Origin of the sequence: Methylocystis sp. (assembly GCF_021731785.1) — a bacterium.
In the GTDB taxonomy this organism is placed as follows: Bacteria; Pseudomonadota; Alphaproteobacteria; order Rhizobiales; family Beijerinckiaceae; genus Methylocystis.
This window is the reverse complement of the sequence record NZ_JAKFWS010000002.1, coordinates 1-23739: the sequence shown is the minus strand read 5'-3', so window position 1 is coordinate 23739 and position 23739 is coordinate 1. Positions and strand designations below refer to the sequence as shown.

Below are 23739 nucleotides of genomic sequence, written 5' to 3'. Positions count from 1 at the left end.
TTCGTGAAGATCGGCCGCCATCGCCGGCAGCGCCGTCGCCAGCACCGTGCCGTCGAGCTGCTCCATGAACAGCGCGGTGGCGATGATGAGCGGCGTGACGAAATAGGACAACCGCTCAGCCCGTTCCCGAACGCATGGCGTCAACCTTGATGAGCGTGGCGTCGCTTTGCGTCAAAGGAGCTTCAGCCCTCTGAAGCTGGAATGGCCGTGACGGCCGACGATGAGATGATCGTGGACGGTAATGCCGAAGGGCTGCGCGATCGCGGCGATGTCCTTGGTCATGCGTATGTCCGCGGCTGACGGCGTCGGATCGCCGGAGGGATGATTATGCGCCAAGATCAGCGCGCTCGAACCGAGCTCCAGCGCGCGTCTGACGATTTCGCGCGGATAGACCGGCGTATGGTCGATGGTGCCCACGCCCTGGACCTCGTCGGCGATCAGCGCGTTGCGCTTGTCGAGGAACAGGATGCGGAACTCCTCCCGCTCGGCGAACGCCATCGCCGTTCGACAATAGTCGAGCACCTCCATGAAGGAAGAAAGAACGGGACGCTTGTGCAAGGCGCCGCGCGCCAGGCGTTTCGCCGCAGCCTCGACAAGTTTGATTTCGACGATCGCCGCTTCGTTGAGCCCTTCGACTTCGCGCAGCCGCTCCGGGCGCGCCGCAACGGTCTCGGCATAGGAGCCGAAGCGGGCGATCAAGGCCTTGGCGAGCGGCTTCACGTCGCGCCGGGCAATGGCGCGAAACAACAGCAGCTCCAGCATCTCGTAATCGGCGAGCGCCGCTTCGCCCGCGTCCATGAAACGATCGCGCAGACGCTGCCGGTGACCGTGATAATGCGGCGCAGAATTGCGTAGGCCCGAGCCTTCGCTTGACGCGGCGTCAGCCGCCTTCTTCATGCGTCGGCGTGCGCGGCTGAGGGATTGTCGAGCCCCGCCGGCGATTTGGTGAAAACTTCGACGCCCGTTTCCGTGACGGCGACCGAATGTTCGAACTGCGCGGAAAGCGAGCGGTCGCGGGTGACGGCCGTCCAGCCGTCCGACAATATTTTCACCTGCGAACGGCCGAGATTGATCATCGGCTCAATGGTGAAGAACATGCCCGGGCGCAACTCGACGCCTTCGCTCTTCGCGCCATAATGCAGAATATTCGGCTCGTCGTGGAAGACGCGCCCCAATCCGTGGCCGCAGAAATCGCGCACGACCGAACAGCGCTCGCTTTCCGCATATTGCTGAATCGCGGCGCCAATGTCGCCGGTCGTCGCGCCAGGTTTCACGGCCGTAACGCCGCGCTGCAGCGCCTCATAAGTCACGTCGATCAGCCGCTGCGCCCGCCGCGGAATTTCGCCGACGGCGAACATGCGGCTGGCGTCGCCATGCCAGCCATCGAGGATGAAGGTCACGTCGATATTGACGATGTCGCCTTCGCGCAGCGGCTTGCCGTCCGGCACGCCGTGGCAGACGACATGATTGATCGAGGTGCAGATGGATTTTCGGTAGCCGCGGTAATCCAGCGGCGCCGGATAGGCGCCATGCGACATGGCGAAGTCGAATACGAGATCGTCGAGCGCCTGCGTCGTCACGCCCGGCTTGACGTGCTCGACCAGCATGTCCAAAGCCTGCGCCGTCAGCTTGCCCGCGGCGCGCATGCCCTCGAAATCCTCAGGCCTGTGCAGCTTGATCTGTCCGCTTTTGCGCGCGGCGGGCGCGAGATGGGATTCGATAAAGGTCATGTAACGTGGCGGCTCGGCTTTTCTAGGCGAAGGGTTTGCTCGACAAGGTAATGGTTTGAGGCCGCAAAGCAAGACTCGCAGGGCGAGCTGCAGTTGCGGGGTTATGGCCTTTTCAGTTCTGGTGGCGGAGGCCTTGCCGATAGCCAAGCGGCGCAGGACTAGCGTTCCCCCTCGCCATGGTCATAATCGGCGACAGGGAGGCCGTAATGGCGCAAGAAACGGCGGGAGACAGGCCGGCGAGCGCGGCGATTCTCGTGATCGGCGATGAAATATTGTCCGGCCGCACGCAGGACGTGAACACAAGCTATATCGCCAATTATCTCGCGCAGATCGGCGTCGATCTGCTGGAGGCGCGAATCGTGCCCGACGATATGGATGCGATCGCAGAGGCGCTGAATGCGTTGCGCGCCCGCTACACCTATGTCTTCACAACCGGCGGCATCGGGCCGACCCACGACGACATCACCGCCGACGCGGTCGCCCACGCCTTTGGCGTGGAGATCGGCGAGGATCCGCGCGCCATTGCGCTGCTCAGGGAGCGCTTTTCGGAAGGCGAGCTCAACGCTGCGCGCCGGCGGATGGCGCGGATTCCAAAAGGCGCGGAGCTGATTTTCAACGCCATCTCCAAGGCGCCGGGATTCTGGATCGGCAACGTCATCGTCATGGCCGGCGTGCCGATGATCATGCAGAATATGATGGACGTGATCGGGCCGCTGCTCGCGGCGGGGCCGCCGGTGCTTGTCGAGACGGTCGAGGCTGATGGCGTTCCCGAAGGGGCCTACGCCGAGGGGTTGGCGGCGATCGCGCGCCATCATGAAGGCGTGAGCGTCGGCTCCTATCCCGCCTTCACCAGCGCCGGCATCAGAAATCAAATCGTGCTGCGCAGCCGCGACGCGGCGCTTCTGTCGTGCGCGACAGAGGCTGCGCGGGCGATGATCGAATCGCTGTCGAAAGAACTTGCGCGCTGACAAGACGGCGGAGGCTCGAAGCAGATGTATGGTTCGGAGAAGGTCTTTCCGGTTTCCTGGGACATATTTCATCGCGACGCGCGTGCGCTTGCCTGGCGTCTCGCCGCCATCGGCGGATTTTCGGCGATCGTGGCGGTGACGCGCGGCGGTCTGGTGCCCGCCGCGATCGTGGCGCGCGAACTTGGCATAACGGTCGTCGAAACGGTCTGTGTCGCGAGTTATCATGATGAGATGGAGCGCGGCGAGGTGCAGGTGCTCAAGCCGCTGACCGACACGATTCTCGCGCGGCCCAGCGCCGAAGTGCTTATCATCGACGATCTCGTCGACACCGGCGCGACGGCGAAGACGGTGCGCGACATGCTGCCCAAGGCGCATTTCGCCACCGTCTACGCCAAGCCGCAGGGCCTGCCGATGGTCGACACTTTCGTCACCGAAGTCTCGCAGGACACTTGGATTTTCTTTCCCTGGGACACGGGACTGTCGTTTCAGGCGCCGATCGGCAAGCCCGACGCCAAGCCAGACGGCAAGCCGAGGCGCCGCATATAAACCGCTTGGCGTCCGATCGCGGCGCCGCCTATATACGAACGGTTTGCGGGCGTGGCGAAACTGGTAGACGCAACGGACTTAAAATCCGTAGGGCCGCAAGGCCTGTGCCGGTTCGATTCCGGCCGCCCGCACCAGACCTCTGTTGCGACTTGGCCGAGAGACAAGCGCTCGCCGCCGCAGTTCCAAGCTGATCGTCCGCTTCGACAGTGACAAAGCGCCGGGTTTCCGCGCAGTCGGCTTCGCGCTTTCGCCGCGCGCGCCAAAACGCGCGTTCGATCAGCGCTCCATGACTTTCAGCACCGATTCGATCGGCCCCGAACTGACCGTCAGCCCCCCGTTGAAGGGATTGTCGAGCGCTGCGATGAGAAACACCACCGAGCCGAGAAACAGCCCCATCGCGCTGCTGAGGATCAGATGGACATGGAGCTCCATGTCGAAGAGCCACATCAGGCCAATCAATATAACCCCGCCGAGACAAACCACCCACCACAGTGCGCTCGGAATGCCGTCCTCGCCCGCGGAGATGAGATAGCGACGATGCTCGACGAGCATGTTCAATCGCGTGAACGTTTCCGTCTGAATCATCTCCTCGCTCTTGAGCGTGGGCTGAAAATTCATCAAAAGCGCGAACAGCGCGTCCAATCCCGGCGACGGCGAATGTGGATTCTGCGCAATGTCGGGCGACGGGTGGACGGCGTCGATCGCCTCATGCGCATAGGCGCGCAGCTTGTCCTGCAGCTCGTCCCGGATCGGCTGCGGAAGGCCGCCAAAATCCCTATTTAGGGCCGCGAGCGTCGCCGCCTCTTTGGAAACGATATCCTTGACGGCGGAGAAATGCTGAAAGGCCTCGACCGCCAGCAATCCGAGCAGAATGCCGTATAGCGCGGCAAACGCCGCCAACGTCAGTCCGATCATTTCATTGGCGTTGCGACGCCCATGTATCCACGAGTGCATGAGCCGCTGGAAAAGAAAAACGCCCGACCAGGTTAGAGCGAGAGCGCTCAGGCAAAACAGTGCGGCCATTTGCGTGACGGACAGATGCTTGAACAATTCGGGCACCAGCGGCCTCCTTTCGCGGCGGCATTAGGAGACGGCCGCGTCAAATTGTCAAAGGCCTTATCGGTTGAAAAGCCACAACAGCAGGCTGATGATTACGCTCAATATGATTGACGTCGCGAGCGGAAAATAGAAACGAAAATTGCCGCGCTCGATAACGATGTCGCCCGGCAAACGTCCAAGGCCAAATCGCTCGCCGACCATCCACAAAATGCCGAGGCCGATCAGAACGATTCCCGCGAAGATGAGAAACTTGGCCATAGCGTGCCTCTTGTCGCCTTCGGCGACGGCGCATTAAGCATTGCAGCTCATGCGTTTTCGTAAATTCGCCGCCTGCGCCGACGGCTCGCGGGTATTGCAGCTTCTGGTGACATATTGTCGCGAAGCCGTAATTTTCAGCGCGATCTGCTTGACCGGCCTCCCTATCGAACGCTAGCTGCCGGGGAAGGGTTCGACCACATACCTTCGGTTTTGCCTGCGGCGAACCGACGCATTCGAACCGAGCGCGCATGGCGCGCCTCTTGCGGGAGCCTGTCGGAGACGCAGGCGCGCGACGCTTCGCAACCAACCGTCTCGTTTGAATGTCGCTCCTGATGCGATCGCCGGCGCGCAGCGGTTGCGTGCGACTATGAGGATTTTATGAGGCCTGATCACATTTATCTCGCCATGACCATGGTCAAGCACAGCACGCTCGCCGCCGCTTGCATTTACGCTTTCAAGATTGTCTCGTTCTTCGTCAAAACGCTCTAGTCAAGGGCGCCGTTGCGCCGGCGCCGCCCTTCACGCATAAACCTTCCGACGCATAGGTGCGACGGAAGGGCGCAGGTTCATGGCGGCGATTGATGGTCCCAGGGTGCAGGCGCGTTCCGGCAAGCCAAAGCAACTTGTCGTTTTTCTTCACGGCTACGGCGCCGACGGCGCCGATCTCATCGAGATCGGCCGCCAATGGCGCGCCTTCCTTCCCGATGCCGACTTCGTCGCGCCGCATGCGCCCGACCGCTGCGCCGCATCCCCGACCGGACGACAATGGTTTCCGCTCACGATGCGCGATCCCGAAGAGCGTTGGCGCGGTTGCGTCGCCGCGCGTCCGATGCTCGACGCGTTTCTTGACGCGGAACTCGACCGGCGCGGATTCGATGACAAAGCGCTGGCGCTAGTTGGATTCAGCCAGGGCACGATGATGGCGCTGCACACGGGGCTGCGCCGCAAGCGCGCGCCGCGCGCGATTCTCGGCTATTCGGGCGTCTATGTGCTCGGGCCGGCGCAGGCGGACGAAGCGCCGCTGGCCTACGAGAAACCGCCGGCCGTCCTTTTGGCTCACGGCGAAGAAGACGAAATGATCCCCGTGGAGGCGCTGCTCATGTCCGCCAATGCTCTGGCGGACTCTGGCGTGCCGACGCAATGGCATCTCTCGGCGCGGCTCGGCCATGGCATTGACGAAACCGGGCTGATCCATGGCGCACTGTTCCTGGCGCAGTCGTTCGGCGTCGCGGTCGAATTCCGTCGGCGCTGACCTGAGCCGTTCGCGTCGAATCGACAGTTGCTTCGGCGTTTCAGATGCCCTCAAGCCCGGCTTCTGCGCCGGCGGGCTCCATCGCCGGCTCAAGTTCGATCGGCAGTCGGCGCACCGCGCGGCGCGTAATCGGGCGGTAGAGCTGCTTCGTCGCCTCGACAATATGCACGCCGCCGCCCGGCAGCGAGAAGCGGCCGGCGATGCGCTCAAAGGCCGGCGCCGAGCGCAGCAGCGACGCGCGCTGGAACGGCGGCACATAAAGCGCCTCATCCCAATAGAGCGGCAGGAACTGCGCTTCCTGCAGCAGTTGCTGCAGCTGGCCGCGCGAATAGGGATGGCCTTGTCCGAAGGGCGTGGTGTCGACGCGCGCCCATAGCCCGGTTCGGCTTGGCGCGACGATCAGCACGCGTCCGCCAGCCGCCAGGATGCGCCAGACTTCTTCGAGCAGGTCATGCGGGTGCTCGTCGGTTTCGAGCGCATGCACGATAAGAATGCGATCGATGCTGGCGTCGGGAAGCGGCGTCATCGAGGGCTCCACCAGAGCCGACGCGGAACGCCCGTCGAGCGGCCAGTGAACCACGCCCTGCGTGGCCGGCATGAAGGCGAGCACGCGCTGCGCCTTTTCACGAAAACTGTCGAGATAGGGCGTGGCGTAGCCAAGGCCGAGCACGCGCAACCCCGCATGGTCCTGCCAGCGCGCGCGCACGATCCGCGACACCAGGCGGCGCGCCACTTCTCCCAGCGCCGTGTCGTAAAAGGCGCGCAAATCGACGACGTCGAGCATGCCCCGGATCATCGGCGCAATCGATCGGAGGCGCAAGGCGCGCCGGACGCTCGCCTTCGGCTGTCGCGTTCTTTAGACGAAGCGCTATGATAGACAGACGCGCAAGGAGACGCCGCGCCATGGCATTGGAAGTCGCGCAGTTCATCTGCCTTAACGACAATTTCGGCCTGCTCGTCCATGAGCCGGCGTTCGGCGCGACCGCCAGCGTCGACGCGCCCGACGGCGAAGCGATCGCCAATGAGGCCGAGCGGCGCGGCTGGCCGCTGACGCATTTGCTGCTCACCCATCATCACGCCGATCACGTGCAGGGAACGCAGACGCTGAAGGCGCGCTTTCCGCATATGAAGGTCATCGGCGCCGTTAACGACGCGTATCGCCTGCCGCCGCTTGATCGCGCGGTGAGCGAAGGCGACGTGGTCGACGTCGGCCAGGCGCGCGCGCGCGTCCTCGAAACGCCCGGCCATACGCTCGGACACATCGCCTATTATTTCGCCGACGATGAAATCCTGTTTGTCGGTGACACCTTGTTCGCGCTCGGCTGCGGGCGGGTTTTTGAAGGCACCATGGACATGATGCATCTCACGCTCGAAACGCTCGCCGGTCTGCCGGGCGAAACGCTGGTCTATTGCGGTCATGAATATACCCAGGCCAACGCAAAATTCGCGCTCACCGTCGATCCAGACAATTCGGCGCTGCGCGCCCGGGCGCAAACCGTCGCCGATCTGCGCAAGCAAGGAAAATACACCCTGCCAACGACGATCGCGCTCGAGAACGCCACGAATCCGTTTCTGCGAGCCGAAGATCCGGGCGTAACGGCAGCGATGGGCATGCAGGGCGCTGACGCTTCCGCCGTTTTCGCGGCGATGCGCGCGCGCAAGAACAATTTCGCCGCATGACGGAGGCGCTTACAACTGACGAGATCGTGCGGCTTCTCGATCTCGCGCCCCATCCCGAGGGCGGCTTCTATCGCCAGACTTTTCGCGATCCCCGCACAATCGACGGAACGCGAGGCGCCTCGACCGCGATCTATTACCTGCTCCCAGAGGGCGAAGTGTCCGCCTGGCACCGCGTCGTCGACGCCGCGGAGGTTTGGCACTATTACGCCGGCGCGGCGCTTGAACTCGTGCTTTCCGAGGATGGCGTTACGCTCGCGCCTCAACGACTTGGACCCGCCATCGCAGCGGGAGAGCGTCCGCAGTGCATCGTCCCGGCGGGTGTATGGCAATCGGCGAAAAGCCTGGGCGCCTGGACGCTGGTCGGCTGCACCGTGGCGCCGGCCTTCGAATTCGCGAAATTCGAACTTGCGCGGCGCATGTTTGGGACGCCCGATTGGCCCGCGCCAAGCACAACGCCGGCGCGAAAGACATAATCTTCGCTGCCGGACGTGCAAAGCAGAAATGGCGCTTAGCTGAAGGATGCCAACTACATGGATAAGATTCAGAAGGTTAGAAGATAAGCGCTTGAGGTGAAGCTTGAGAATATTCCTTCCCAGTCTACGCTTCTGCTTTATCTGCATGAGGACGCCTATGCAGATATATGCTGTTAGTTATGAGCCGAGGTTTTGATCGGCGAGATTTGAACTTCGGTTTTCTTTGGAAGCTCAACAATTTAAGGGATGAATAAGATGGCTGATGCTGCTGTTAAATTACGTGATACGCAGGCGGACCTCGCGATGGGCGCCGCCGCCAACCCCATCATCAAGCTGGGTTCCCAAGGTCCCGCAGTGGCGAAGGCGCAGACCGCGCTCATTCATCGCTATTATCTCAACGCGGGCGATGACGACGGAAAATTCGGTCCGGTCACCGACTTCGCCGTCCGCAGCTACCAGCACGATCGATCCGCGGGCATGTTCAACGCCTTTTCCTTTCCGCTGAAAATTGATGGCATCGTCGGGCCCGCCACTTGGAGCCGGCTGACGCCGCCGACCGTTAAAAAGGGATCGAAAGGCTCCGCGGTCCGATTGCTGCAGGAAATCCTGAAGGGCTTTGCTGATCCCAAATACGATCCCGGCCCGATCGACGGCGATTTCGGCCCGCTGACGGACGTCGCCGTCAGGGCGTTCCAGACGGACTTCACCGATTGGCAGGGAAACCCGCTGGCCGTCGACGGCGTCGTTGGGATGAAGACCTGGGAAGCCCTGTGGAGCTGAGATTCAGTTAGATCGCAAAGTCGAGCGAACTCAAAATTCAAAGGCCCTTTCGGGGGCCTTTGATGTTTTGACTTAGCCTCTGCCGCGGTTCTTCTCTGGCCCACCCTTTGTGGAAAATCCTGTCGCGTCCCGGGGCTTGTGATATCCCCTGAATGGTGTATCCGGGCGGGGCGCAACGACAGGGAAACGGCGAAGATGTGTTGGAGTGGAGAGGCGTCAATGGTGTTGGCGGCGGCGGGGATCGCCGGCGCTGCTTATTCGGCGCTCAAGAAGAACCCCGAACCGCTCGCCCTCTGGGTCTGCCTTCTCTATTTCGCCAGCATGGAATCGCTTCAGGCGGTCGCCTATTCGGTCTTAAACCAATGCGACTCGCCACTAAATCAATTGATGACCATGTTTGGTTATCTGCACATAACCTTCCAGCCGTTCTTTATTAACGCCGTCGCGCTGTATTTCATGCCCAAGGACAGCGCCCGGATCATCGCGCCCTGGGCCTATTTCGGTTGCTTCGTCGCGGCCATCGCCATGCTGCTGCAACTCTATCCCTTCGCCTGGGCGGGTCATTGCGCAGCCGGACGGCCGCTATGCGGCGACGTGCTCTGCACGGTGCGCGGCGAATGGCACATCGCCTGGTTGCTGCCGACCAACGGCATGGGCAATTCCATGGCGGACAACGCCTATCTCGGACGCGGCTACATCGAATATCCGCTGATGGCCTTTTATATTCCGTCGCTCTACGGCAGCTGGCGGTTCATCCTGTTCTCATGGCTCGCCGGGCCGTTCCTGGCGAGCCTGACGACCGGCAACATCAACGAATGGCCGGCGGTCTGGTGCCTGTTCTCGATCGGCTTGGTGCTCGCCATCATCAAGACGCCGCTGCGTTATCACCTGCATGTCGGCGACCCCTGGTGGATGATGCTCTACAAGTGGTGGAAGCAGCGGAAAGCGGCCGCAAAGGCGGCCGTCGCCGCTTCGGCGATGCCGGCGGAGCCCGTGGCTCTACTTACTGAGGTCAAGGAGCCCGCGGAGTAGTCAGTCTCTCGCGTCGACGACGCCGCCGACGAGATTTTCAGCGAGCAGCGACTCGGCGGTCATTTCGGCGCATAGCGGCGCGCGTTCGGCGCCGGCTTCGATCGCCGCGAAATAGTCGCGGCGGGCGGCGACCGCCTCGTCCCAATCCACGGCGCGAAACGATAAATCTTCGCCCGGCCGCAATTGCGCCAGCCGGCCGAGGTCGGCGCCGATGACCGTTGCGATTTTCGGATAGCCGCCGGTCGGCTGGCGGTCGGCCAGGAGCGCCAGCGGGGCGCCGTCGCCCGGAATCTGGATCGCGCCCATGGCGACGCCATCGGAGACGATGTCATGCCCACGCCGGTGGCGGATCGCCGGCCCCTCTAACCGGTAGGCCATGCGATCGCTGCGCGCGCCGATGCGCCACCGCGCATTCAGAAAACGCTCGATCTCCTCAGGCGCGAAATAATCCGCCTGGGGCCCGAGAAGGACGCGGACCGACGCGCCGCTCGACGCGAGCCAAGGCGCCGTCAAGGCCAGCGGCTCGAGAGGCGCCGGGGCGGCGTCGGCGAACGGCAGCGCGTCGCCGGCGGCCAGCGGCTTTGGCCCCAGCCCCGAGCGGGCGTGCGTCGCGCGCGCGCCGAGGATGGGCGCGAGGTCGAGCGTCCCGCCGACGGCGACATAGCACCAGGCCCCCCAGGCGCCGGCGCGCAGGACGAGCCGCGACTCTGGGGCGAGGAGAAGCAGACAGGCCGACGGCAGCGGTCGGCCATCGAGACGGACGTCGAATGCGCCCCCGGCGACCGCGACGCAGAGCGTCGCGCCTTCCGCCCGAAACGCCGCGCCGCCAAGCGACACTTCGATCGCGTTGTCGGCGCCGGCGGCGCGCGTCGCGGCAAAATAGGCGCCCAGATCCATCGGCCCGGCCGGCGTCACGCCGTAACGCGACAGCCCGAAGCGGCCCTCGTCCTGAACGGTGACGCCGGGTCCGGCGGCGTCGACGATGAGCCGTGCGCTCATTGCAGCGCTTCCTTGCGCGCCACCGTCTCGCCGGCGCATGCCCGCGCGTCCAGCGTCAGAAAAGTCCCGGCGTCGATCGGCTCGAAACGCACCGCGTCGCCGGGCGCGACGAGAAAAGGCGGATCGCGCCGCAGCGCGAACATGCGCTCTGGCGTTCGCCCGATCACATACCAGCCGGTCGGCATGGGATTGGCCGCGATGAGGGCGAGCGCGCCGCCGATGAGAACGGCGCCCTGCGGCGTCGGGCCGCGCGGGCTGGCGCGCCTCGGGATTGCGAGGGCCTGCGGCAATCCGCCGAGATAGCACCAGCCCGGCGCGAAACCATACATATAGGCGCGATAATCGGCGCCGGCGTGCAGCTGCGCCAGCGACGGCGCGGCGCGCCCGAGCAGCGCCGCCGCCTCGTCGATATCCTCTGCGAACGCAGGGTCGTAGCAGCAGGGAATCGTCCAGCGCGCGGCGGGCTGCGACAGTTTCGCCTCGATGTCGACAGGCGCGAGCAGGCCTTCGATCGCCGCAACCAGCGCGTCTCGGGAAATTTCGAGCGGCTCATAGCGCAGCAGCAGCGCGCGATAGGTCGGCGTCGTCTCGCGCAAGCCTTGCGGCGGCGCGGCGCGCAGACGCGCGTCAAGCGTCAGCACGCGCGCATTGATCGCGGGATCGACGCTGTCGCCGAACTCGACTGACAGCGCCGCCTCGCCGCAATCGAGAAAGCGCGGCGCCGTCTTATCCATTGCGGTCAGGTTCCTGCGAAGGCGCGCAACGCCCAGCCGTCGCGTTCGAGCGATCCGCGCAAACGCCGCGCCATTTCAACGGCAAGCGGCGCGTCGCCATGAACGCAGATCGAATCGATCGGCGTTGGCAACAGCTTGCCGCTGACGGTCCTCAAACCGCCGTTCGCGAGCATGTCGCGCGTTCGGGCGCAGGCGCGTTCAATATCCTCGATGACCGCGCCTTGCTGCGATCGCGGCAGAAGGCGCCCGTCGTCCATATAGGCGCGGTCGGCGAATATTTCATGGACGACGCGCAAGCCCGCGCGGGCGCCGGCGCAGGTCTGCTCCGACAAAGCGATCGCCAGCAGCGCGAGCGACGGGTCGACGCCGCGAACCGCGCGAGCGATCGCGTTCGCCACGTCGGCGTCACGCTCGGCGATATTGGCGAGCGCGCCATGGGCCTTCACATGAGTCACTCGATGTCCGCTCAGACTGGCGAGGGCCTGGGCAGCGCCGAGCTGATAGCCGACGGCGCATTCGATCTCGCGCGCGTTCATCGGCAGGGCGCGCCGGCCAAACCCTGCAAGATCCGGAAAGGCGACGTGAGCGCCGACAGCCACGCCCTTTTCCTTGGCGCGCGTAAATGTCTTCGACATGATGTCGGGGTCGCCGGCGTGGAAGCCGCAGGCCACATTGGCGCTCGTGACAATGTCAAGCATGGCGTCGTCGTCGCCCATGCGCCAGTGGCCGAAACCCTCCCCAAGGTCGGCGTTAAGATCGATGCTGCTGGGCGTAGAGGTCATGAGGATAAGTGTCGCCTACCGATGCCGACCGCAAGATTGGCGCAACTGCGTCAGGCCGGCAATGTGGCGCGCTCGACGGAGCCGGCGCAGCGCACGAGCGCCGTAAACCCGCGCACAAATAGGGCATGGCGGCGCTTGACAAAGACTGTCCCCTTTGGTGAAGCTGTATCGCGGCGAAGCCGGAAAAAAAGCCACTGGCTGGCGCAATGTGGGAGGAAAATATGCAGTATCTGATCCCGGGACTCATGATCGCAATCGTCGTCGGCGGCGCTCTTGTCGCCATGCGGATGAAGTAAGTTTAGGAAATCACGACGTTTCACGTCGGATACGGTCCGTTGGCGGGCAGCGGCCCCGCGTAAGCGCGGGCGCTTTTGCGCCAGCGGACTGAGCTGTTAAGCTCCAGCTCTTGTCGCTCTTGAGCGCGCTGCGAGATCGTAAAAATCCAGTATTTTGCATCGAGCGCGCTCCACTTTTGAGATCGTTCAAGTGATCGGCATGGGCCAGCCCGCCCAAAAATGCCGCGTAATGACCCGGCGGCGACCTCTCTTCAGCCTTCTCAGCGCAGCCAGCCTATTCCGCCGCGACCACTTGCGGCGGCGCGAAGGCGATTTCGATTAGCGTGCCTTCGTTACGACTGCTCTTCACGGTGAGAGAGGCGTGATTGGCCTCGATCAGAGCCTTGGTCAGCGGCAGTCCAAGCCCCGTTCCACTCGACTTGCGGGACGTGTCCACCTGCCGAAACGGTTCGAGGGCGGTGGCGACATCTTCCTCCGACATGCCAATCCCGGTGTCCTTGACGCGAATGACGACACAGCCGGCGTCATTCAGCGCGCTCGATACGATGACCTGCCCGCCGGGCTCGTTGAACTTCACCGCGTTCGACAGCAGATTGAGAAGGATCTGCTTCAAGGAACGCGGATCGGCGCGTAGCGCCGGCAGGCTCGGCGCGAGCGCGAGCCGCAGGACGACGCGCGCCTGATTGGCCTGCGCCTGCATGATCGACGCGCATTCCGCGATGATCGCATTGGCGTCCACGCGTCCGAAAGAAAGCTCCATCTTGCCCGCTTCGATCTTGGAAAGATCCAGCAGATCGTTGACGAGCGAAAGGACATGCGCGCCGGAGCCGTGGATGTCCTTCAAATATTCCTTGTAACGCGGAGAGCCGAGCGGTCCGAGACGCTCCTCCATCATCACTTCGGCGAAGCCGATGATGGCGTTGAGCGGCGTGCGAATCTCATGCGACACGCGGGTGAGAAAATCGGATTTCGCCGCATTGGCGCTTTCGGCGGCGATCCGCGCCGCTTCGACCGCGCGGTCGTTTGAAGCGGCGTCCTCGCGCGCCTCGACAGAAACGACGATGGTCGGCTTTCCTTCGACCGGAAGGAGGCGCAGGGCGAGGTCAACCGGAGCGCCGCCGCCCGGCGGGGGCCGTGACAATGACAGTCGCGCGCTTTCGTCAGATTGGACGAGCGACAGGCGCTGAGCCAGAATTCGGGCGTCGGCGGGGCTGAGCAAGGAGGCCAGACTGCGGTTCCGGCTGTCGCGCGCACCGACCCCGAGGCAGGCCGCGAACCGCGCATTGGCCCTCACGATCATCCCGTCGGCGGTTACGATCGCAAGCGGCGTGTGCGACGAATCGAAGGCCGCGCCAAGCAGCGCGTTTTCGGATTTCGCCCGTGCGAGCTTCTCTTCGAGCGTCCGGGCGAGCGCCAACGCGCTTTGCTCACGGCCCGGCATGAGAAGTTCGCGATTGCGCTGTGACGTGGCCAGCGGCTGCGCCTCTGGCGCTTCCGGCGTCGATTCCGCGGCGGCCGCGTCGGGCGCAACGACGCTGCTTTGCCTAAGCGTCCGCGCGATTTCATCGAACGCCAGACGCTCGCTCGAGCTGAGCGTTTCCAGCGAATCGGAAGCGGCGCGCGCCGCGGAGGGGGCGCGCAGCGTCACGACATTGTCGGCTGACGGATTAAGGAAGCGCCCTTCGGAACGCGAACCAGATGCAGTCTCGGCTGGCGGCTCGGCGGCGCGCGCGCGGTCGATATGCAGGACGCCATAGCCCTGGTAGCCGAGAAACCGCCGCGCCGTATCTGTCAGTTGCAGGCCGCCGAGGGTCGTCGGCACACGTCCGCTTTCGCCTTCCAGCGGCCACTCGACCTCGACGCCGCTCCAAGCGCGGCGCGAGGCGACGGCGCGCGCAAACGCCGGGTCGAGCCCGAGGGCCCGCGACGTCTCCTGCACCGAGCGGCCGAGGATGTCGGCGGCGGCGTCGCCGACGACGTCGGCCAGCGCGTGGGTCACGTCGATGAAGCGGCCCTGCGCGTCGGTTTTCCACAGAAAGCGCGGCGAATGAGCGCCGTGTCGCGCTGCGAGGCTGCGACGAAGAGTCGCCGCCTCGTCGATTACCTCCGCTCCGGACGCGGCGTGGACGCGGCGTAGGTCTTCCGCAGGCGAATCAGCGCGAAGGTCAAGCGCCGCGACGACGAAAGAGACGCCGCCATCCGCCTCGAAGCTCCGGCAAAGAAAGGTGATTGTTTGCGCCGCGCGGGGGAAGCGAAAGCGCAATCGCTCAAGGCGCAGGCCGCGGTCGCCAGAGAGTTCGCCGACGAGCTTGGCCAGTCGGCGCGCGCCCGGCTCGTCGTCGTGAAACAGGCGCTGGCCAAGCGCCGTTGCGTCTTCGCCAAACATGACGCGGGCCGAATCGTTCAAAAAATCAACTCGTAGAGGGTCGCCGCTGGCGACCACGATCGGCGCGCCGCAGGCGTCCAGAGCCGAAAAAACAGCATCGGCGGCAACGCGAGCGGCTGCCCGCGCGCTGTGTTCGAGCTCCTCTTGCGAACCACCCATTTGCCTTACCGCCGGCGACCGACGGTCTCGCTCGCCGCGCGCCTGCCTGCCGTCTCCCGGCTCGACGCTAACGAAATGCAGTCACGTTAATGGCGGTCGAATGCTAGGTCCATGATCGCAATCAGTCTTCCATATATTTCTATAAATCGGAAATTCCGGCGCTTTGCTGCTGCGTCGCACAAAATGTTGCATTGCAGCATAAAATCGGGCAGGATGATCGAACTCGCCCGCTCGCCGTGGGGGGCCGGCCACGATGCCGGTGATAAGTTAGTTTAGCGTGGCGATTGCTCCATTTTCACTGCACGGAGGTGCGCTATGGTCGAATCGATCTATCAAATTCCCACCGAGGTCCGCGATTTCGCGGAGAAAAGCGTCGAGCAGGCGCGCAAGGCTTTTGAGGGTTTCGCCGGAGCCGCTCAGAAGGCGCTCGACACTTCGGGCGAAGTTCCGTTCGGGCTCCCGAACGCCAAGGACGTGAGCGTGAAGGCTCTGTCTTTCGCCGAAGCAAACGTCAACGCCGCCTTCGATCTTGCCCAGAAGCTCGTGCACGCCAGGGACCCGCAGGAAGTTTTTAAGCTTCAGTCCGAATTCGTGCAGGCCCAGCTCAAGGCGATCCAGGAGCAGACCAAGGAGCTTGGCGCGACCTTTCAGCGTCCGACCACGAAATCCTAATGGGGAGAAGTTGAATGGCCAATCCGCAGAACAGTTTCCCCAAACCCAAAAATGCTGACGCCAAACGTGTGGCTTCGAGCGCGACGGAAACCGACGCTGCTCCGACCGTCAGCGAATCTGTCAGCGCGGAACCAGCGCCGGTCGTCATTGAAGCCCAGACGCCGACGGTCGAGAAGATTCCGTCGACGGCCATTGCGATCGCCGTAGAGATAAAGTCGGCGGGACCCGAGGCGTTTGACCCAGCGCTCTGGTCGCAGAAGTCCTTCGACCTTTGGGCCGAAAACGCCACTGCGGTCCTCGAATTCGCTGAGCGACTCGCCAACGCCAAATCGATCGACGAGGTGACGAATCTTCAGTCGCGTTTCGTGACCGAGCAGTTCGATACGCTGCTGCGTCATTCGAACGAATTGCTCACCATCGCGCAACGACTGTTCGGCCTCTCCATCGCGCCGCTATATGGCCCGCGCGCGGCGTAAGCGTCACTCGGGTCGCGCGATCAACAGCGTCGCGGTGAGAACTGCGACGCTCCTTTTCCGTTACAGCGTCGCGACAATTTTCGCGCGCAGCGCCGGCGTTGCTTCCGGCATCACCCCGGTCCAGTCGCGGAACGCCGGGCGCGCCTGATGCAACAGCATGCCAAGTCCGTCGACCGGCGTTGCGCCATGAGCGCGCGCGGCCGCCAATAAAGGCGTTTCCAGCGGCGCGTAGACGATATCGGCGACGAGCGCCGATATCGGCAGTTCGGCGAGCGAAAGATCGAGCGGCGGTTGCCCGATCATTCCCTGACTCGTCGCGTTGACGACGAGTCCCGCTCCGGCGAGCCCGGCTTCGCGTTCTACCCAGGCCAAAGCCGACACGCGCGGCCCGAAATCCGCGGCGAGACTTTCGGCCCGCGCCACAGTGCGGTTGAAGAGACGAATCTCTCTCGCGCCGGCTTCGAGCAGCCCGTCGACGATCGCGCGCGCGCCGCCGCCGGCACCGATGACGACGCAAGGCGTGCTCTCGGCGCGCCAGCTCGGCGCAGCCTCGCGTAGTGAGGCGACGAAGCCATAGCCGTCGTAGTTGCGGCCAGTCAGTTCGCCGTTCTTTTCGACGACGACGCAATTGACGGCGCCGATTCGCGCCGCTGAGTCGTCCACGCGATCGAGAAACCGGATCGCTGTCTCCTTGTGCGGAATGGTGAGATTGCAGCCGGCGAAACCGAGCGCGGGCATGGCGCGCAGCGCCGCTTCGAGCCGGCCCGGCTCGACCGGCAACGGCGCATAGCAGCCCTCGATCCCATACTGCGCAAACCAGTAATTATGGATTTTCGGCGAGCGCGAATGGGCGATCGGCCAACCCATGACTCCGGCGAGAACAAAGCGAGGGCTGTTCGACACGTCATCGTCTCCGGATCAGGCGTCGGGCGCGACGGAGAATCCGGCGCCGCAGAACTCGACGAGCGCGGCTTCGTCTGCCTGCTCTTCGCGCAGTCCGTCGACCCGCGCGAGCCTTGGACCCCGCCGCGCCGCGTGAATAAGCGCGTCGAGCGCCGGACGCGGGCCGGCGGCGACCGCCTCGACGGCGCCGTCGCGCCGATTGCGCGCACAGCCCGAGAGTTCGAGCGCCAGCGCCTCGCGGACGAGAAAGGCGCGATAGCCGACGCCCTGAACGCGGCCTTCGATGATGAGACGGATAATCTCGAGATCGCTCATGATTGAACCGCGATATTGTCGATGAGCCGCGTCGCGCCGAGCTTCGCCGCCGCGAGCAGACGAATTGGCCCCTCGTTGAGAGACGAGACGGGCGCCAGCGTCTCGGCGCCGCGCGCTTCGAGATAGTCGACGTCGAAACCGGCGTCGGCAAGCCTGGCGCGCGCGGCGCGAGTTGCGGCGTCAATGTCGTCGCCGTCGCGGATGCGGCGCGCCACGTCTGTCAGCGCGCCATGGAGTTCCCTTGCGCGCTCGCGCTCCTCGGGCGAGAGATAAATGTTGCGCGAAGACATGGCGAGACCGTCGGCCTCGCGCAGTGTCGGCGCGCCGAGAATTTTGGTCGCGATGTCGAGATCGCGCGCGAGGCGCTTGATCACCAGGAGCTGCTGATAATCCTTTTCGCCGAAGACCGCGACATCGGCCTGCGCCTGGTTGAGCAGTTTCGTCACCACCGTCGCCACGCCGGAAAAATGCGTCGGCCGAAACCGGTCTTCGAGGTCGGCGCAGGCAGGCCCTTCCATTACGACTTTCGTCGAAAAGCCCGGCGGGTAGATTTCTTCGACCGGCGGCGCGAAAACGAGATCGGCGGCGCCGCTGGAAAGCTTCTCGATATCGGCGGCAAGCGTGCGCGGATAGCGCGCGAAATCTTCATTCGGGCCGAACTGCGCCGGATTGACGAAGATCGTCACGACGACCCGGTCGGCGGCGCGACGCGCCGCTTCGACAAGCGACACATGGCCGGCGTGGAGCGCGCCCATCGTCGGCACCAGTCCGACGCGCTCGCCGGCGGCGCGGCGCGCGCCGACGTAGCGGCGAAGCTCCTCGATCGCGCCGACGACGGGAACCTGCGCATTCATCGGATGCGCCCTGATTGGCGAATGGAGGCGAGACCTGAGAGATAGTCGATATAAGCGACGGGCAGCGCTTGCGCGCGCGCCGCGGCGACGACTTCCTCGAAATAGCCCGGCGACGCCGCGCCGAGATCCGGGCGCGCGCCGACATAGGTCAGCGCCCGGACCGAGCCGACAGGCTCGCGCAAAATCGGAAGGTGTATCTTGGCGTAAAGACCGCGGGCGACGTCTTCGTAGCGATCGAGCGCGGCGACGTCGCCGACTGCGACATCCCACAACACGCCATGGACGCTCATCCGGCGGTCTTGCGCGACGCTGACAAAGCCCGAAGCCATGAGGATCGTCCGAAAGCCCGCGAGCCGCCCCCGGCCGATGAGCCGCGACCGCGGACAGCGCGCCGTCATGGCGGCGGCGTCCATGTTGGAGCCATAGGCGAAATAAAGCGGCACGCGCAAATCCCGGTCGCGAAGAAGACCACGCGTGCTATATCACGTCCGCTGCGGAAGGGTGGCCGAGTGGTTTAAGGCACCGGTCTTGAAATATGCGAAGCGCGGTGTGCGCTGGTTTTAAATTGTCCCGCGACGTAGTGAAATGCTGGGATAATAAGTGATTGCCGTGTTGGCGGGGATTCGGCATTCGGGGTTCGTCCCGGCGAGTTGGTGACCATTTGGAGACCAAAGCCGCCCAATTCGCCTCGATGCAAACGTTCAATCGCTGCGACTCATACGCCCGAAAAGCTACCTTCCGCATGCACAGCACTTTCAACTGCGGCCCTTATGGCTTGCTCGGCTTTTTGGGCTTCGGCCTCCGTGGCGTAAACAAGTTCCAAAATCGTGGGCCACTCACTCGCCAAAGAGCCGCTGCCACGCTTTTTTATCTCAAAGCCATAAGCGCGCTCTCGCGTAGATGAATGTTCCGTTGGGTGCGTTTCTGTAACCATCAGCGGCATGACTTCCGTGTCTTTCTCGGCTTTGCCTTTGCAAGGCTGCTCCGCCGAAGGTTGTGATGCGCTTAGCCAACTTCAAGCTCGCCTCAGGTCAAACGCGTGTGGCGCGGTCACGGGCAGACCGAACGAATGCTGGTAAGAGAACCTTGTGAGGGACAAACGACTGCGTCAGTTCAGTTCGCCCCGTTGTAGAAATAGAGGGGTTTGAATTGGCGGTGCTGGCGGCGGAGGCGGTGGCAGCGGGCATTTCCAACTCGTCCACTTGATCTGACAGCTCCACTGGTGGGCGGCCACCCAACCTTGCGTTGCTGCGCCGATGCCTCCGATCGCTGTGAAAATCACAATGAGCAATGTTGCCAACCCCTGCCAGAAACTCAGGGTCACGCCCTTGCGCACAACGACCGGGTGCCCATCCCAATACAGGACTCCATTGCGATCAACGCCGAGCAAATCCATTTCGCCAATAGCGATCTGCCGAACGCCCTTCGGCCACGTGGTTGGGTCCGCCTTATGCAACGGCGTTGACCTCAATTCTTCGTCTCGATCACTCGACATGAAAAGGCTGCTCGAATGGCTGATAAAGGATATTTCTTACATCTATAGTCCATATAATATCAAGCTGCTCTAGGTTCTGAAAAAGCAACTCGGAATTTCTGGGAAGAGCGAAGCCCGACTGCGGGCTGCGAGCCGTGGTGGTTCTAGGGGGCCGTTCACACGCGAAGGTCCAGCAAATTCTGGAAATTTCTCATTTCGGTTTCTGAGGGGCATAGCGACAGCTCGCGAGCAAATTTTTGGCTAGGGGCAGCCTGCCGCCGCCCCTGACCACTACTGCTTCAACACGGCAACTTCGTCTATGATGTCGTTCTTATCATAGCGAACCCGGTAAGCCATTTCGTCGCCGGAAAACACACCCTCGGTAGGCGTGCCAACCACTTCCCACAAACCCAGCGTCACCACGTCGGCAGCCCCATGAAAAACCGCACGACCCGCCTTTGCGCCGGCGCTGTATCCGTTTACGAATTTGTAGATTTCATATTTGTGACCGTCGCGCGTCTCTGCGACCGTTGGTAAGCCGAATTCGGCCAACAACATTCCCCGTGGCGTGCCAACTCTGAAAAGCTCGATGTTCTTCGCGTCCGGTTGTTTCGCCGCCATGTAAACGCTGCAGCTTGATAAGAAAACGCACCCCATCATCAACACGGCGAATGTAATTATTTTCATATGCCACTCCCCAATTGCATAAATTCTACACCGCGGTTTCTAAGCAAGACAATTTCGAAAATTTCATATTTCGTTTTGAGAGGGGGCATAGCAGCACCGGCGAGCGAATTTTTGGGCCGCCCCCACGCCCCCGGGCTCTTGCGTCCGACACAACTCGCGCTGTCCTGTGCCGAAATGGCGGCCATGTCTTCATGCGCAAGGTGACGGCCGAAGCCCTCGCCGAAAACCTTCCAATCAGATCATTGATCTTGCCAATTGATCGAGTAGAAGCATCACGTCGCCTGGAATCCTGTCGGCCCCATCGCAAATGAGGAAGAATGATTTCTATATTTCTGGGGGCAGGGTTCTCAGTTCTGGGAGGCGTTCCGCTCGCGTCACAGCTGTTTGATCGACAGCCAAATGTCGATGTTATCTCTCGTCAACGACTCATCGAACGCGTTCTACAGGGCTGGAATAAATGGCATGCCCTGACAGGACAAACGCCAGAACAATACTTATCCGTGTTGGAATCGAATGGCGGACAGCAATGGCACGACGCCACGTGGTACGTTGCCTTGGTTATTGCTCTTAGGATGGGGCGTGTCGAGCTCGTAGGCATGAGTCCCAAGATTACTCGACACAACATAAACCGCACTAGTGGGGTTACTGCTCATGAGCAATTCTGGACGACTATTTTTAGTTGTACTGAGGACGTCTCTGTTATCACGACCAACTATGACGTCCTCATCGAGCGAGGACTTCGTCACAAACCGAGACCCCGGGTGCCGAGGCCTGGATTTCACTATGGCTGCGGACCCGAGCAGCTTGAGGGAGGCGGATATCCTTCTTATGCTCACATCCAGAGGATCAGAGTTGAAGGCCGTATCCCTCTTCTAAAGCTTCATGGTTCAGTTTCGTGGTCAATCAAGGGCGATCGGATCATTCGCTACCATGACTGTCGGCCAGCGATTCGAGGTGACGCTGCTATCATAGCGCCAATCACAGAAAAAAGTGTACCAAAGATATTTCAGCCGGTCTGGGATTGTGCCGCATCCACGCTCACAAATTCTGACAATTGGATTATCGTTGGATACAGCTTCCCTCCCTACGACTTGGCCGTCAGTGAGCTATTTCGTTCGAGCGCAACTCGTGGCGTGCGCGTACACGTCCTAAACCCGGACCCGGCCGTTGCTGATCGAGTTCGCGCCCTGCTACCAAACGCGATAGTCGAATGGTATCGCGGCTTACCAGACGCGCTCACTGAATTGCCGAAAATACTAATTTAATGAGCGCAGACCTGTGTGAAAGTTATGAGTTTCGCACAAATGCGTTGACCCCGGCCAATCAACGGGTTACGTTGTGCGAAAGTCATGCACGAAACTGGACTGCGCCCGAAGGGGGATCGATGACAGTCTATGGCTACGCCCGCGTCAGCACTGACGGGCAAACCCTCGCCGCCCAAGAGGCTGCGCTGAGGGAGGCCGGGGCCACAAAGGTTTTCGCAGAGAAGGTCTCGGGTGCGAGCACCAATGGGCGGAAGGCGTTGGCACGGGCACTGGCCGCGCTGGGTCCGGCGGACATTCTGCTGGTGACTCGGCTAGATCGGCTGGCCCGGTCAACCCGCGACCTGCTCAATACGCTTGATGCTGTCGCCAAGGCCGGGGCTGGGTTTCGATCGCTGGCCGATACCTGGGCGGATACCACAACACCGCATGGCCGCTTGATGCTGACGGTTCTTGGCGGGCTCGCGGAATTCGAACGGGAATTGATCCGGGCTCGCACCGGCGAAGGGCGCGAACGTGCGAAGGCCAGAGGCGTGCATATGGGCCGGCCGCCTGCGCTGAACGCGGATCAGCGGCGTGAGGCGCTAGCGAGGCGGGACGCTGGCGAGGCGCTGACCGACATCGCGAGGACGTTTGGGGTCAGTCACACGACGATTAGCCGGCTCCGTTAGGCGTCGTTGATCCAGCGGCACCTTTCGCTAAGCCTGGGAAGGCGATTGGTAAGGCTGCCAACACACTGATGGATCAGTTCATAACCGTTGTTACGTGCGCGATGGGGCGGCCATTTCTAACAAGCGCGATCCCTGCGCGCCCCGCAAGACCTGCCCAGTATTCACTGGGACTACAAAACTTCCACAACTCATCATACTCGGTGAAGCGCATTTTGAGACGATGCCAATCTCGCGAGTTTCCCGCGTCGATTTCGTCGATATCCAGCATCTGCTCCTCAAGCCACTCGATAGGAGGATAGGGAGGCTGCGATCTAATCGACTGAATTTCGTTCAACACCCAACTGTCGGCTATCTCCAATTGCTGGTCCAAGACCTTCTCCGAACTAGGAGAATACAAAGGGTGCGTCACCTTAAGCCAGTTCACAACAAGTTGCCTGATTGTAAAATCAGCATGCAACGTCCGACCGTGCTTTTCACCAATACGGGCTGCCAAAGTCTCAAGGGCGGATTTATCGCTGAGCCCGGAATCCCTAATCCAGTGGAAGCCTTCAATCGTATCAAGGATAGCTGCTTCGGGCGATCTCCAAAGCTCAAACATGGGCCAATTGCCCGCAGGCTTGGGGCGGCGTAGCCACGATGTACTCCGCCGTCGTACTTCAATCATCTCCACCAAGATATTTTCTGTAGTAGTCTGCATTAGAATTTCGCTGATTTTCCTGAACGATTATGCGCTTCGGTGGGTTAGTGTGAAAGTGACCGCGCAACGAAATACGCGAGACAATCTCCAGCAAGAGAGAAAGGGGCGCAGGTTAGTGTTATAGCTATGAATGCCTTTGAGACCTGCCCCCATGTAATCCATCCGGTGAATTTCCGAGGTTGGCTTGAACAACGAACCCGATGAATGGTTTTACGCTGAAGCCGGAAACGCAATTGGGCCGATTTCGGAAGCAGATTTGCTTGCCTACCTACAGATAAATGGAACAAAAACTTTTGTGTGGCGTGAAGGGCAAGACGGTTGGCTACGCGCAATAGAGATACATGATCTCGTTCCACCCGAGAAGGTGACGACGCCACGCGTATCGGCAACTTCCCAAGAATCTATCGTTTCGCGTCAAGATTCGTCGGAGAAATCGGGAGCCGTCGCCGTTTCCGCTTGGCTAACAGTGATTCTTGATTTCTTGTCGTTGCCTATCATGCTCCTCAATTCGTTCGGGGGAGTAGTTGCTGCCATATGGCTGCTTTTTCGCGGCGATTGGCGTTTGGTTCTGCTCGGCTTTCTGTCAACCCTGAT

The 23739-nt window shown here is 62.2% G+C and carries 28 protein-coding genes and 1 tRNA gene; 13 read left to right on the top strand and 16 right to left on the bottom strand.

The genetic code is table 11. The annotated features are described in order from the left end of the window. Positions 1-171: 171 nt before the first annotated feature. The gene (gene radC / locus QZ964_RS00160) at positions 172-897 is read right to left on the bottom strand and encodes a DNA repair protein RadC (protein WP_292527789.1); all 726 of its coding nucleotides are present in this window, start codon (positions 895-897) and stop codon (positions 172-174) included. Then, positions 894-1730 carry a type I methionyl aminopeptidase gene (gene map, locus QZ964_RS00155; protein ID WP_292527787.1) on the bottom strand — a complete coding sequence of 279 codons (837 nt, stop codon included), beginning with the start codon at positions 1728-1730 and terminating at the stop codon, positions 894-896. The genes radC and map overlap by 4 nt, the downstream gene beginning before the upstream one ends. Before the next feature lie 206 nt (positions 1731-1936). On the opposite strand from map, the gene QZ964_RS00150 reads away from it, so the two are divergent. The 3 genes from QZ964_RS00150 to QZ964_RS00140 all read left to right on the top strand — a co-directional run bounded on the left by QZ964_RS00150 (position 1937) and on the right by QZ964_RS00140 (position 3378). Continuing rightward, on the top strand, positions 1937-2698 hold the full coding sequence (locus QZ964_RS00150; RefSeq protein WP_292527785.1) for a molybdopterin-binding protein: 762 nt from the start codon (positions 1937-1939) through the stop codon (positions 2696-2698). 24 nt (positions 2699-2722) lie between these two features. Further along, a complete protein-coding gene (gene gpt, locus QZ964_RS00145; RefSeq protein WP_292527783.1) occupies positions 2723-3244 on the top strand; it encodes a xanthine phosphoribosyltransferase in 522 nt (173 codons plus the stop codon). A gap of 45 nt (positions 3245-3289) precedes the next feature. Further along, positions 3290-3378 (top strand) — tRNA-Leu (locus QZ964_RS00140). Positions 3379-3520: 142 nt separating this feature from the next. Here QZ964_RS00140 and QZ964_RS00135 read toward each other — a convergent pair. Further along, positions 3521-4303, bottom strand: a complete 783-nt coding sequence (locus tag QZ964_RS00135) for a DUF4239 domain-containing protein (protein ID WP_292527782.1) — start codon at positions 4301-4303, stop codon at positions 3521-3523. Between the two features lie 57 nt (positions 4304-4360). Beyond that, complete coding sequence (locus QZ964_RS00130) at positions 4361-4561, bottom strand: DUF2905 domain-containing protein (protein ID WP_292527780.1); 201 nt, start codon at positions 4559-4561, stop codon at positions 4361-4363. Between the two features lie 568 nt (positions 4562-5129). On the opposite strand from QZ964_RS00130, the gene QZ964_RS00125 reads away from it, so the two are divergent. Beyond that, positions 5130-5813 (top strand): phospholipase, encoded by a 684-nt coding sequence (locus QZ964_RS00125; protein WP_292527778.1) that lies wholly within the window; start codon positions 5130-5132, stop codon positions 5811-5813. Positions 5814-5853: 40 nt separating this feature from the next. Here QZ964_RS00125 and QZ964_RS00120 read toward each other — a convergent pair whose 3' ends face one another. Continuing rightward, complete coding sequence (locus QZ964_RS00120) at positions 5854-6609, bottom strand: methyltransferase domain-containing protein (RefSeq protein ID WP_292527777.1); 756 nt, start codon at positions 6607-6609, stop codon at positions 5854-5856. Positions 6610-6716: 107 nt separating this feature from the next. Between QZ964_RS00120 and gloB the strand changes: the two genes are divergently transcribed. The 4 genes from gloB to QZ964_RS00100 all read left to right on the top strand — a co-directional run bounded on the left by gloB (position 6717) and on the right by QZ964_RS00100 (position 9778). Next, on the top strand, positions 6717-7493 hold the full coding sequence (gene gloB, locus QZ964_RS00115) for a hydroxyacylglutathione hydrolase (protein WP_292527776.1): 777 nt from the start codon (positions 6717-6719) through the stop codon (positions 7491-7493). Next, positions 7490-7966 (top strand): cupin domain-containing protein, encoded by a 477-nt coding sequence (locus QZ964_RS00110; protein ID WP_292527774.1) that lies wholly within the window; start codon positions 7490-7492, stop codon positions 7964-7966. Before gloB ends, QZ964_RS00110 begins: the two co-directional genes overlap by 4 nt. Positions 7967-8221: 255 nt before the next feature. Further along, a complete protein-coding gene (locus QZ964_RS00105) occupies positions 8222-8746 on the top strand; it encodes a peptidoglycan-binding protein (protein ID WP_292527773.1) in 525 nt (174 codons plus the stop codon). Between the two features lie 219 nt (positions 8747-8965). Continuing rightward, positions 8966-9778, top strand: a complete 813-nt coding sequence (locus QZ964_RS00100) for a DUF5765 domain-containing protein (RefSeq protein WP_292527772.1) — start codon at positions 8966-8968, stop codon at positions 9776-9778. Here the strand turns inward: QZ964_RS00100 and QZ964_RS00095 are convergent, their stop codons facing one another. The 4 genes from QZ964_RS00095 to QZ964_RS00080 form a co-directional block, all read right to left on the bottom strand. Next, on the bottom strand, positions 9779-10777 hold the full coding sequence (locus QZ964_RS00095; protein ID WP_292527771.1) for a biotin-dependent carboxyltransferase family protein: 999 nt from the start codon (positions 10775-10777) through the stop codon (positions 9779-9781). It abuts the gene before it with no gap. After that, positions 10774-11511: an allophanate hydrolase subunit 1 gene (locus tag QZ964_RS00090; RefSeq protein WP_292527769.1), complete on the bottom strand. Its 738-nt coding sequence runs from the start codon at positions 11509-11511 to the stop codon at positions 10774-10776. Before QZ964_RS00090 ends, QZ964_RS00095 begins: the two co-directional genes overlap by 4 nt. 5 nt (positions 11512-11516) lie before the next feature. After that, positions 11517-12293, bottom strand: a complete 777-nt coding sequence (locus tag QZ964_RS00085; RefSeq protein ID WP_292527767.1) for a 5-oxoprolinase subunit PxpA — start codon at positions 12291-12293, stop codon at positions 11517-11519. 570 nt (positions 12294-12863) lie between these two features. Continuing rightward, on the bottom strand, positions 12864-14996 hold the full coding sequence (locus QZ964_RS00080; protein ID WP_367119170.1) for a PAS domain-containing sensor histidine kinase: 2133 nt from the start codon (positions 14994-14996) through the stop codon (positions 12864-12866). A gap of 453 nt (positions 14997-15449) precedes the next feature. Here QZ964_RS00080 and QZ964_RS00075 point away from each other — a divergent pair, with 453 nt between their 5' ends. Then, positions 15450-15806 (top strand): phasin, encoded by a 357-nt coding sequence (locus QZ964_RS00075; protein WP_292527764.1) that lies wholly within the window; start codon positions 15450-15452, stop codon positions 15804-15806. A gap of 14 nt (positions 15807-15820) precedes the next feature. Continuing rightward, positions 15821-16282 (top strand): phasin family protein, encoded by a 462-nt coding sequence (locus tag QZ964_RS00070; RefSeq protein ID WP_292527762.1) that lies wholly within the window; start codon positions 15821-15823, stop codon positions 16280-16282. 60 nt (positions 16283-16342) lie between these two features. Here the strand turns inward: QZ964_RS00070 and QZ964_RS00065 are convergent, their stop codons facing one another. The 6 genes from QZ964_RS00065 to QZ964_RS00040 form a co-directional block, all read right to left on the bottom strand. Further along, a complete protein-coding gene (locus tag QZ964_RS00065) occupies positions 16343-17185 on the bottom strand; it encodes a shikimate dehydrogenase (protein ID WP_292527761.1) in 843 nt (280 codons plus the stop codon). Positions 17186-17200: 15 nt separating this feature from the next. Then, a complete protein-coding gene (locus QZ964_RS00060) occupies positions 17201-17500 on the bottom strand; it encodes an acylphosphatase (RefSeq protein WP_292527759.1) in 300 nt (99 codons plus the stop codon). Beyond that, on the bottom strand, positions 17497-18354 hold the full coding sequence (panC, locus tag QZ964_RS00055; protein WP_292527757.1) for a pantoate--beta-alanine ligase: 858 nt from the start codon (positions 18352-18354) through the stop codon (positions 17497-17499). Before panC ends, QZ964_RS00060 begins: the two co-directional genes overlap by 4 nt. Continuing rightward, positions 18351-18797: a gamma-glutamylcyclotransferase family protein gene (locus QZ964_RS00050; protein WP_292527756.1), complete on the bottom strand. Its 447-nt coding sequence runs from the start codon at positions 18795-18797 to the stop codon at positions 18351-18353. The genes panC and QZ964_RS00050 overlap by 4 nt, the downstream gene beginning before the upstream one ends. A gap of 272 nt (positions 18798-19069) precedes the next feature. Beyond that, positions 19070-19297 carry a hypothetical protein gene (locus QZ964_RS00045; protein ID WP_292527754.1) on the bottom strand — a complete coding sequence of 76 codons (228 nt, stop codon included), beginning with the start codon at positions 19295-19297 and terminating at the stop codon, positions 19070-19072. Between the two features lie 822 nt (positions 19298-20119). Beyond that, complete coding sequence (locus QZ964_RS00040) at positions 20120-20515, bottom strand: hypothetical protein (RefSeq protein ID WP_292527753.1); 396 nt, start codon at positions 20513-20515, stop codon at positions 20120-20122. Positions 20516-20832: 317 nt separating this feature from the next. Between QZ964_RS00040 and QZ964_RS21445 the strand changes: the two genes are divergently transcribed. Together QZ964_RS21445 and QZ964_RS00035 are read left to right on the top strand one after the other, a co-directional pair. Next, positions 20833-21780 carry an SIR2 family protein gene (locus tag QZ964_RS21445; RefSeq protein WP_367119168.1) on the top strand — a complete coding sequence of 316 codons (948 nt, stop codon included), beginning with the start codon at positions 20833-20835 and terminating at the stop codon, positions 21778-21780. Between the two features lie 119 nt (positions 21781-21899). Next, entirely contained in the window at positions 21900-22448 is a 549-nt protein-coding gene (locus tag QZ964_RS00035) for a recombinase family protein (protein WP_292527751.1), read from the top strand. A gap of 73 nt (positions 22449-22521) precedes the next feature. Here the strand turns inward: QZ964_RS00035 and QZ964_RS00030 are convergent, their stop codons facing one another. Next, entirely contained in the window at positions 22522-23145 is a 624-nt protein-coding gene (locus tag QZ964_RS00030; protein WP_292527750.1) for a hypothetical protein, read from the bottom strand. A gap of 184 nt (positions 23146-23329) precedes the next feature. On the opposite strand from QZ964_RS00030, the gene QZ964_RS00025 reads away from it, so the two are divergent. Then, a partial coding sequence (locus QZ964_RS00025; protein ID WP_292527748.1) for a DUF4339 domain-containing protein occupies positions 23330-23739 on the top strand: 410 nt, incomplete at its 3' end.

What these genes read in the sequence shown, in the direction of transcription:
- radC (WP_292527789.1), bottom strand. Translation starts at nt 897, where the DNA reads ATGAAGAAGGCGGCTGACGCCGCGTCAAGCGAAGGCTCGGGCCTACGC.
- map (WP_292527787.1), bottom strand. Translation starts at nt 1,730, where the DNA reads ATGACCTTTATCGAATCCCATCTCGCGCCCGCCGCGCGCAAAAGCGGA.
- QZ964_RS00150 (WP_292527785.1), top strand. Translation starts at nt 1,937, where the DNA reads ATGGCGCAAGAAACGGCGGGAGACAGGCCGGCGAGCGCGGCGATTCTC.
- gpt (WP_292527783.1), top strand. Translation starts at nt 2,723, where the DNA reads ATGTATGGTTCGGAGAAGGTCTTTCCGGTTTCCTGGGACATATTTCAT.
- QZ964_RS00130 (WP_292527780.1), bottom strand. Translation starts at nt 4,561, where the DNA reads ATGGCCAAGTTTCTCATCTTCGCGGGAATCGTTCTGATCGGCCTCGGC.
- QZ964_RS00125 (WP_292527778.1), top strand. Translation starts at nt 5,130, where the DNA reads ATGGCGGCGATTGATGGTCCCAGGGTGCAGGCGCGTTCCGGCAAGCCA.
- QZ964_RS00120 (WP_292527777.1), bottom strand. Translation starts at nt 6,609, where the DNA reads ATGATCCGGGGCATGCTCGACGTCGTCGATTTGCGCGCCTTTTACGAC.
- gloB (WP_292527776.1), top strand. Translation starts at nt 6,717, where the DNA reads ATGGCATTGGAAGTCGCGCAGTTCATCTGCCTTAACGACAATTTCGGC.
- QZ964_RS00110 (WP_292527774.1), top strand. Translation starts at nt 7,490, where the DNA reads ATGACGGAGGCGCTTACAACTGACGAGATCGTGCGGCTTCTCGATCTC.
- QZ964_RS00105 (WP_292527773.1), top strand. Translation starts at nt 8,222, where the DNA reads ATGGCTGATGCTGCTGTTAAATTACGTGATACGCAGGCGGACCTCGCG.
- QZ964_RS00100 (WP_292527772.1), top strand. Translation starts at nt 8,966, where the DNA reads ATGGTGTTGGCGGCGGCGGGGATCGCCGGCGCTGCTTATTCGGCGCTC.
- QZ964_RS00095 (WP_292527771.1), bottom strand. Translation starts at nt 10,777, where the DNA reads ATGAGCGCACGGCTCATCGTCGACGCCGCCGGACCCGGCGTCACCGTT.
- QZ964_RS00090 (WP_292527769.1), bottom strand. Translation starts at nt 11,511, where the DNA reads ATGGATAAGACGGCGCCGCGCTTTCTCGATTGCGGCGAGGCGGCGCTG.
- QZ964_RS00085 (WP_292527767.1), bottom strand. Translation starts at nt 12,293, where the DNA reads ATGACCTCTACGCCCAGCAGCATCGATCTTAACGCCGACCTTGGGGAG.
- QZ964_RS00075 (WP_292527764.1), top strand. Translation starts at nt 15,450, where the DNA reads ATGGTCGAATCGATCTATCAAATTCCCACCGAGGTCCGCGATTTCGCG.
- QZ964_RS00070 (WP_292527762.1), top strand. Translation starts at nt 15,821, where the DNA reads ATGGCCAATCCGCAGAACAGTTTCCCCAAACCCAAAAATGCTGACGCC.
- QZ964_RS00060 (WP_292527759.1), bottom strand. Translation starts at nt 17,500, where the DNA reads ATGAGCGATCTCGAGATTATCCGTCTCATCATCGAAGGCCGCGTTCAG.
- panC (WP_292527757.1), bottom strand. Translation starts at nt 18,354, where the DNA reads ATGAATGCGCAGGTTCCCGTCGTCGGCGCGATCGAGGAGCTTCGCCGC.
- QZ964_RS00045 (WP_292527754.1), bottom strand. Translation starts at nt 19,297, where the DNA reads ATGCCGCTGATGGTTACAGAAACGCACCCAACGGAACATTCATCTACG.
- QZ964_RS00040 (WP_292527753.1), bottom strand. Translation starts at nt 20,515, where the DNA reads ATGAAAATAATTACATTCGCCGTGTTGATGATGGGGTGCGTTTTCTTA.
- QZ964_RS21445 (WP_367119168.1), top strand. Translation starts at nt 20,833, where the DNA reads ATGATTTCTATATTTCTGGGGGCAGGGTTCTCAGTTCTGGGAGGCGTT.
- QZ964_RS00035 (WP_292527751.1), top strand. Translation starts at nt 21,900, where the DNA reads ATGACAGTCTATGGCTACGCCCGCGTCAGCACTGACGGGCAAACCCTC.
- QZ964_RS00030 (WP_292527750.1), bottom strand. Translation starts at nt 23,145, where the DNA reads ATGCAGACTACTACAGAAAATATCTTGGTGGAGATGATTGAAGTACGA.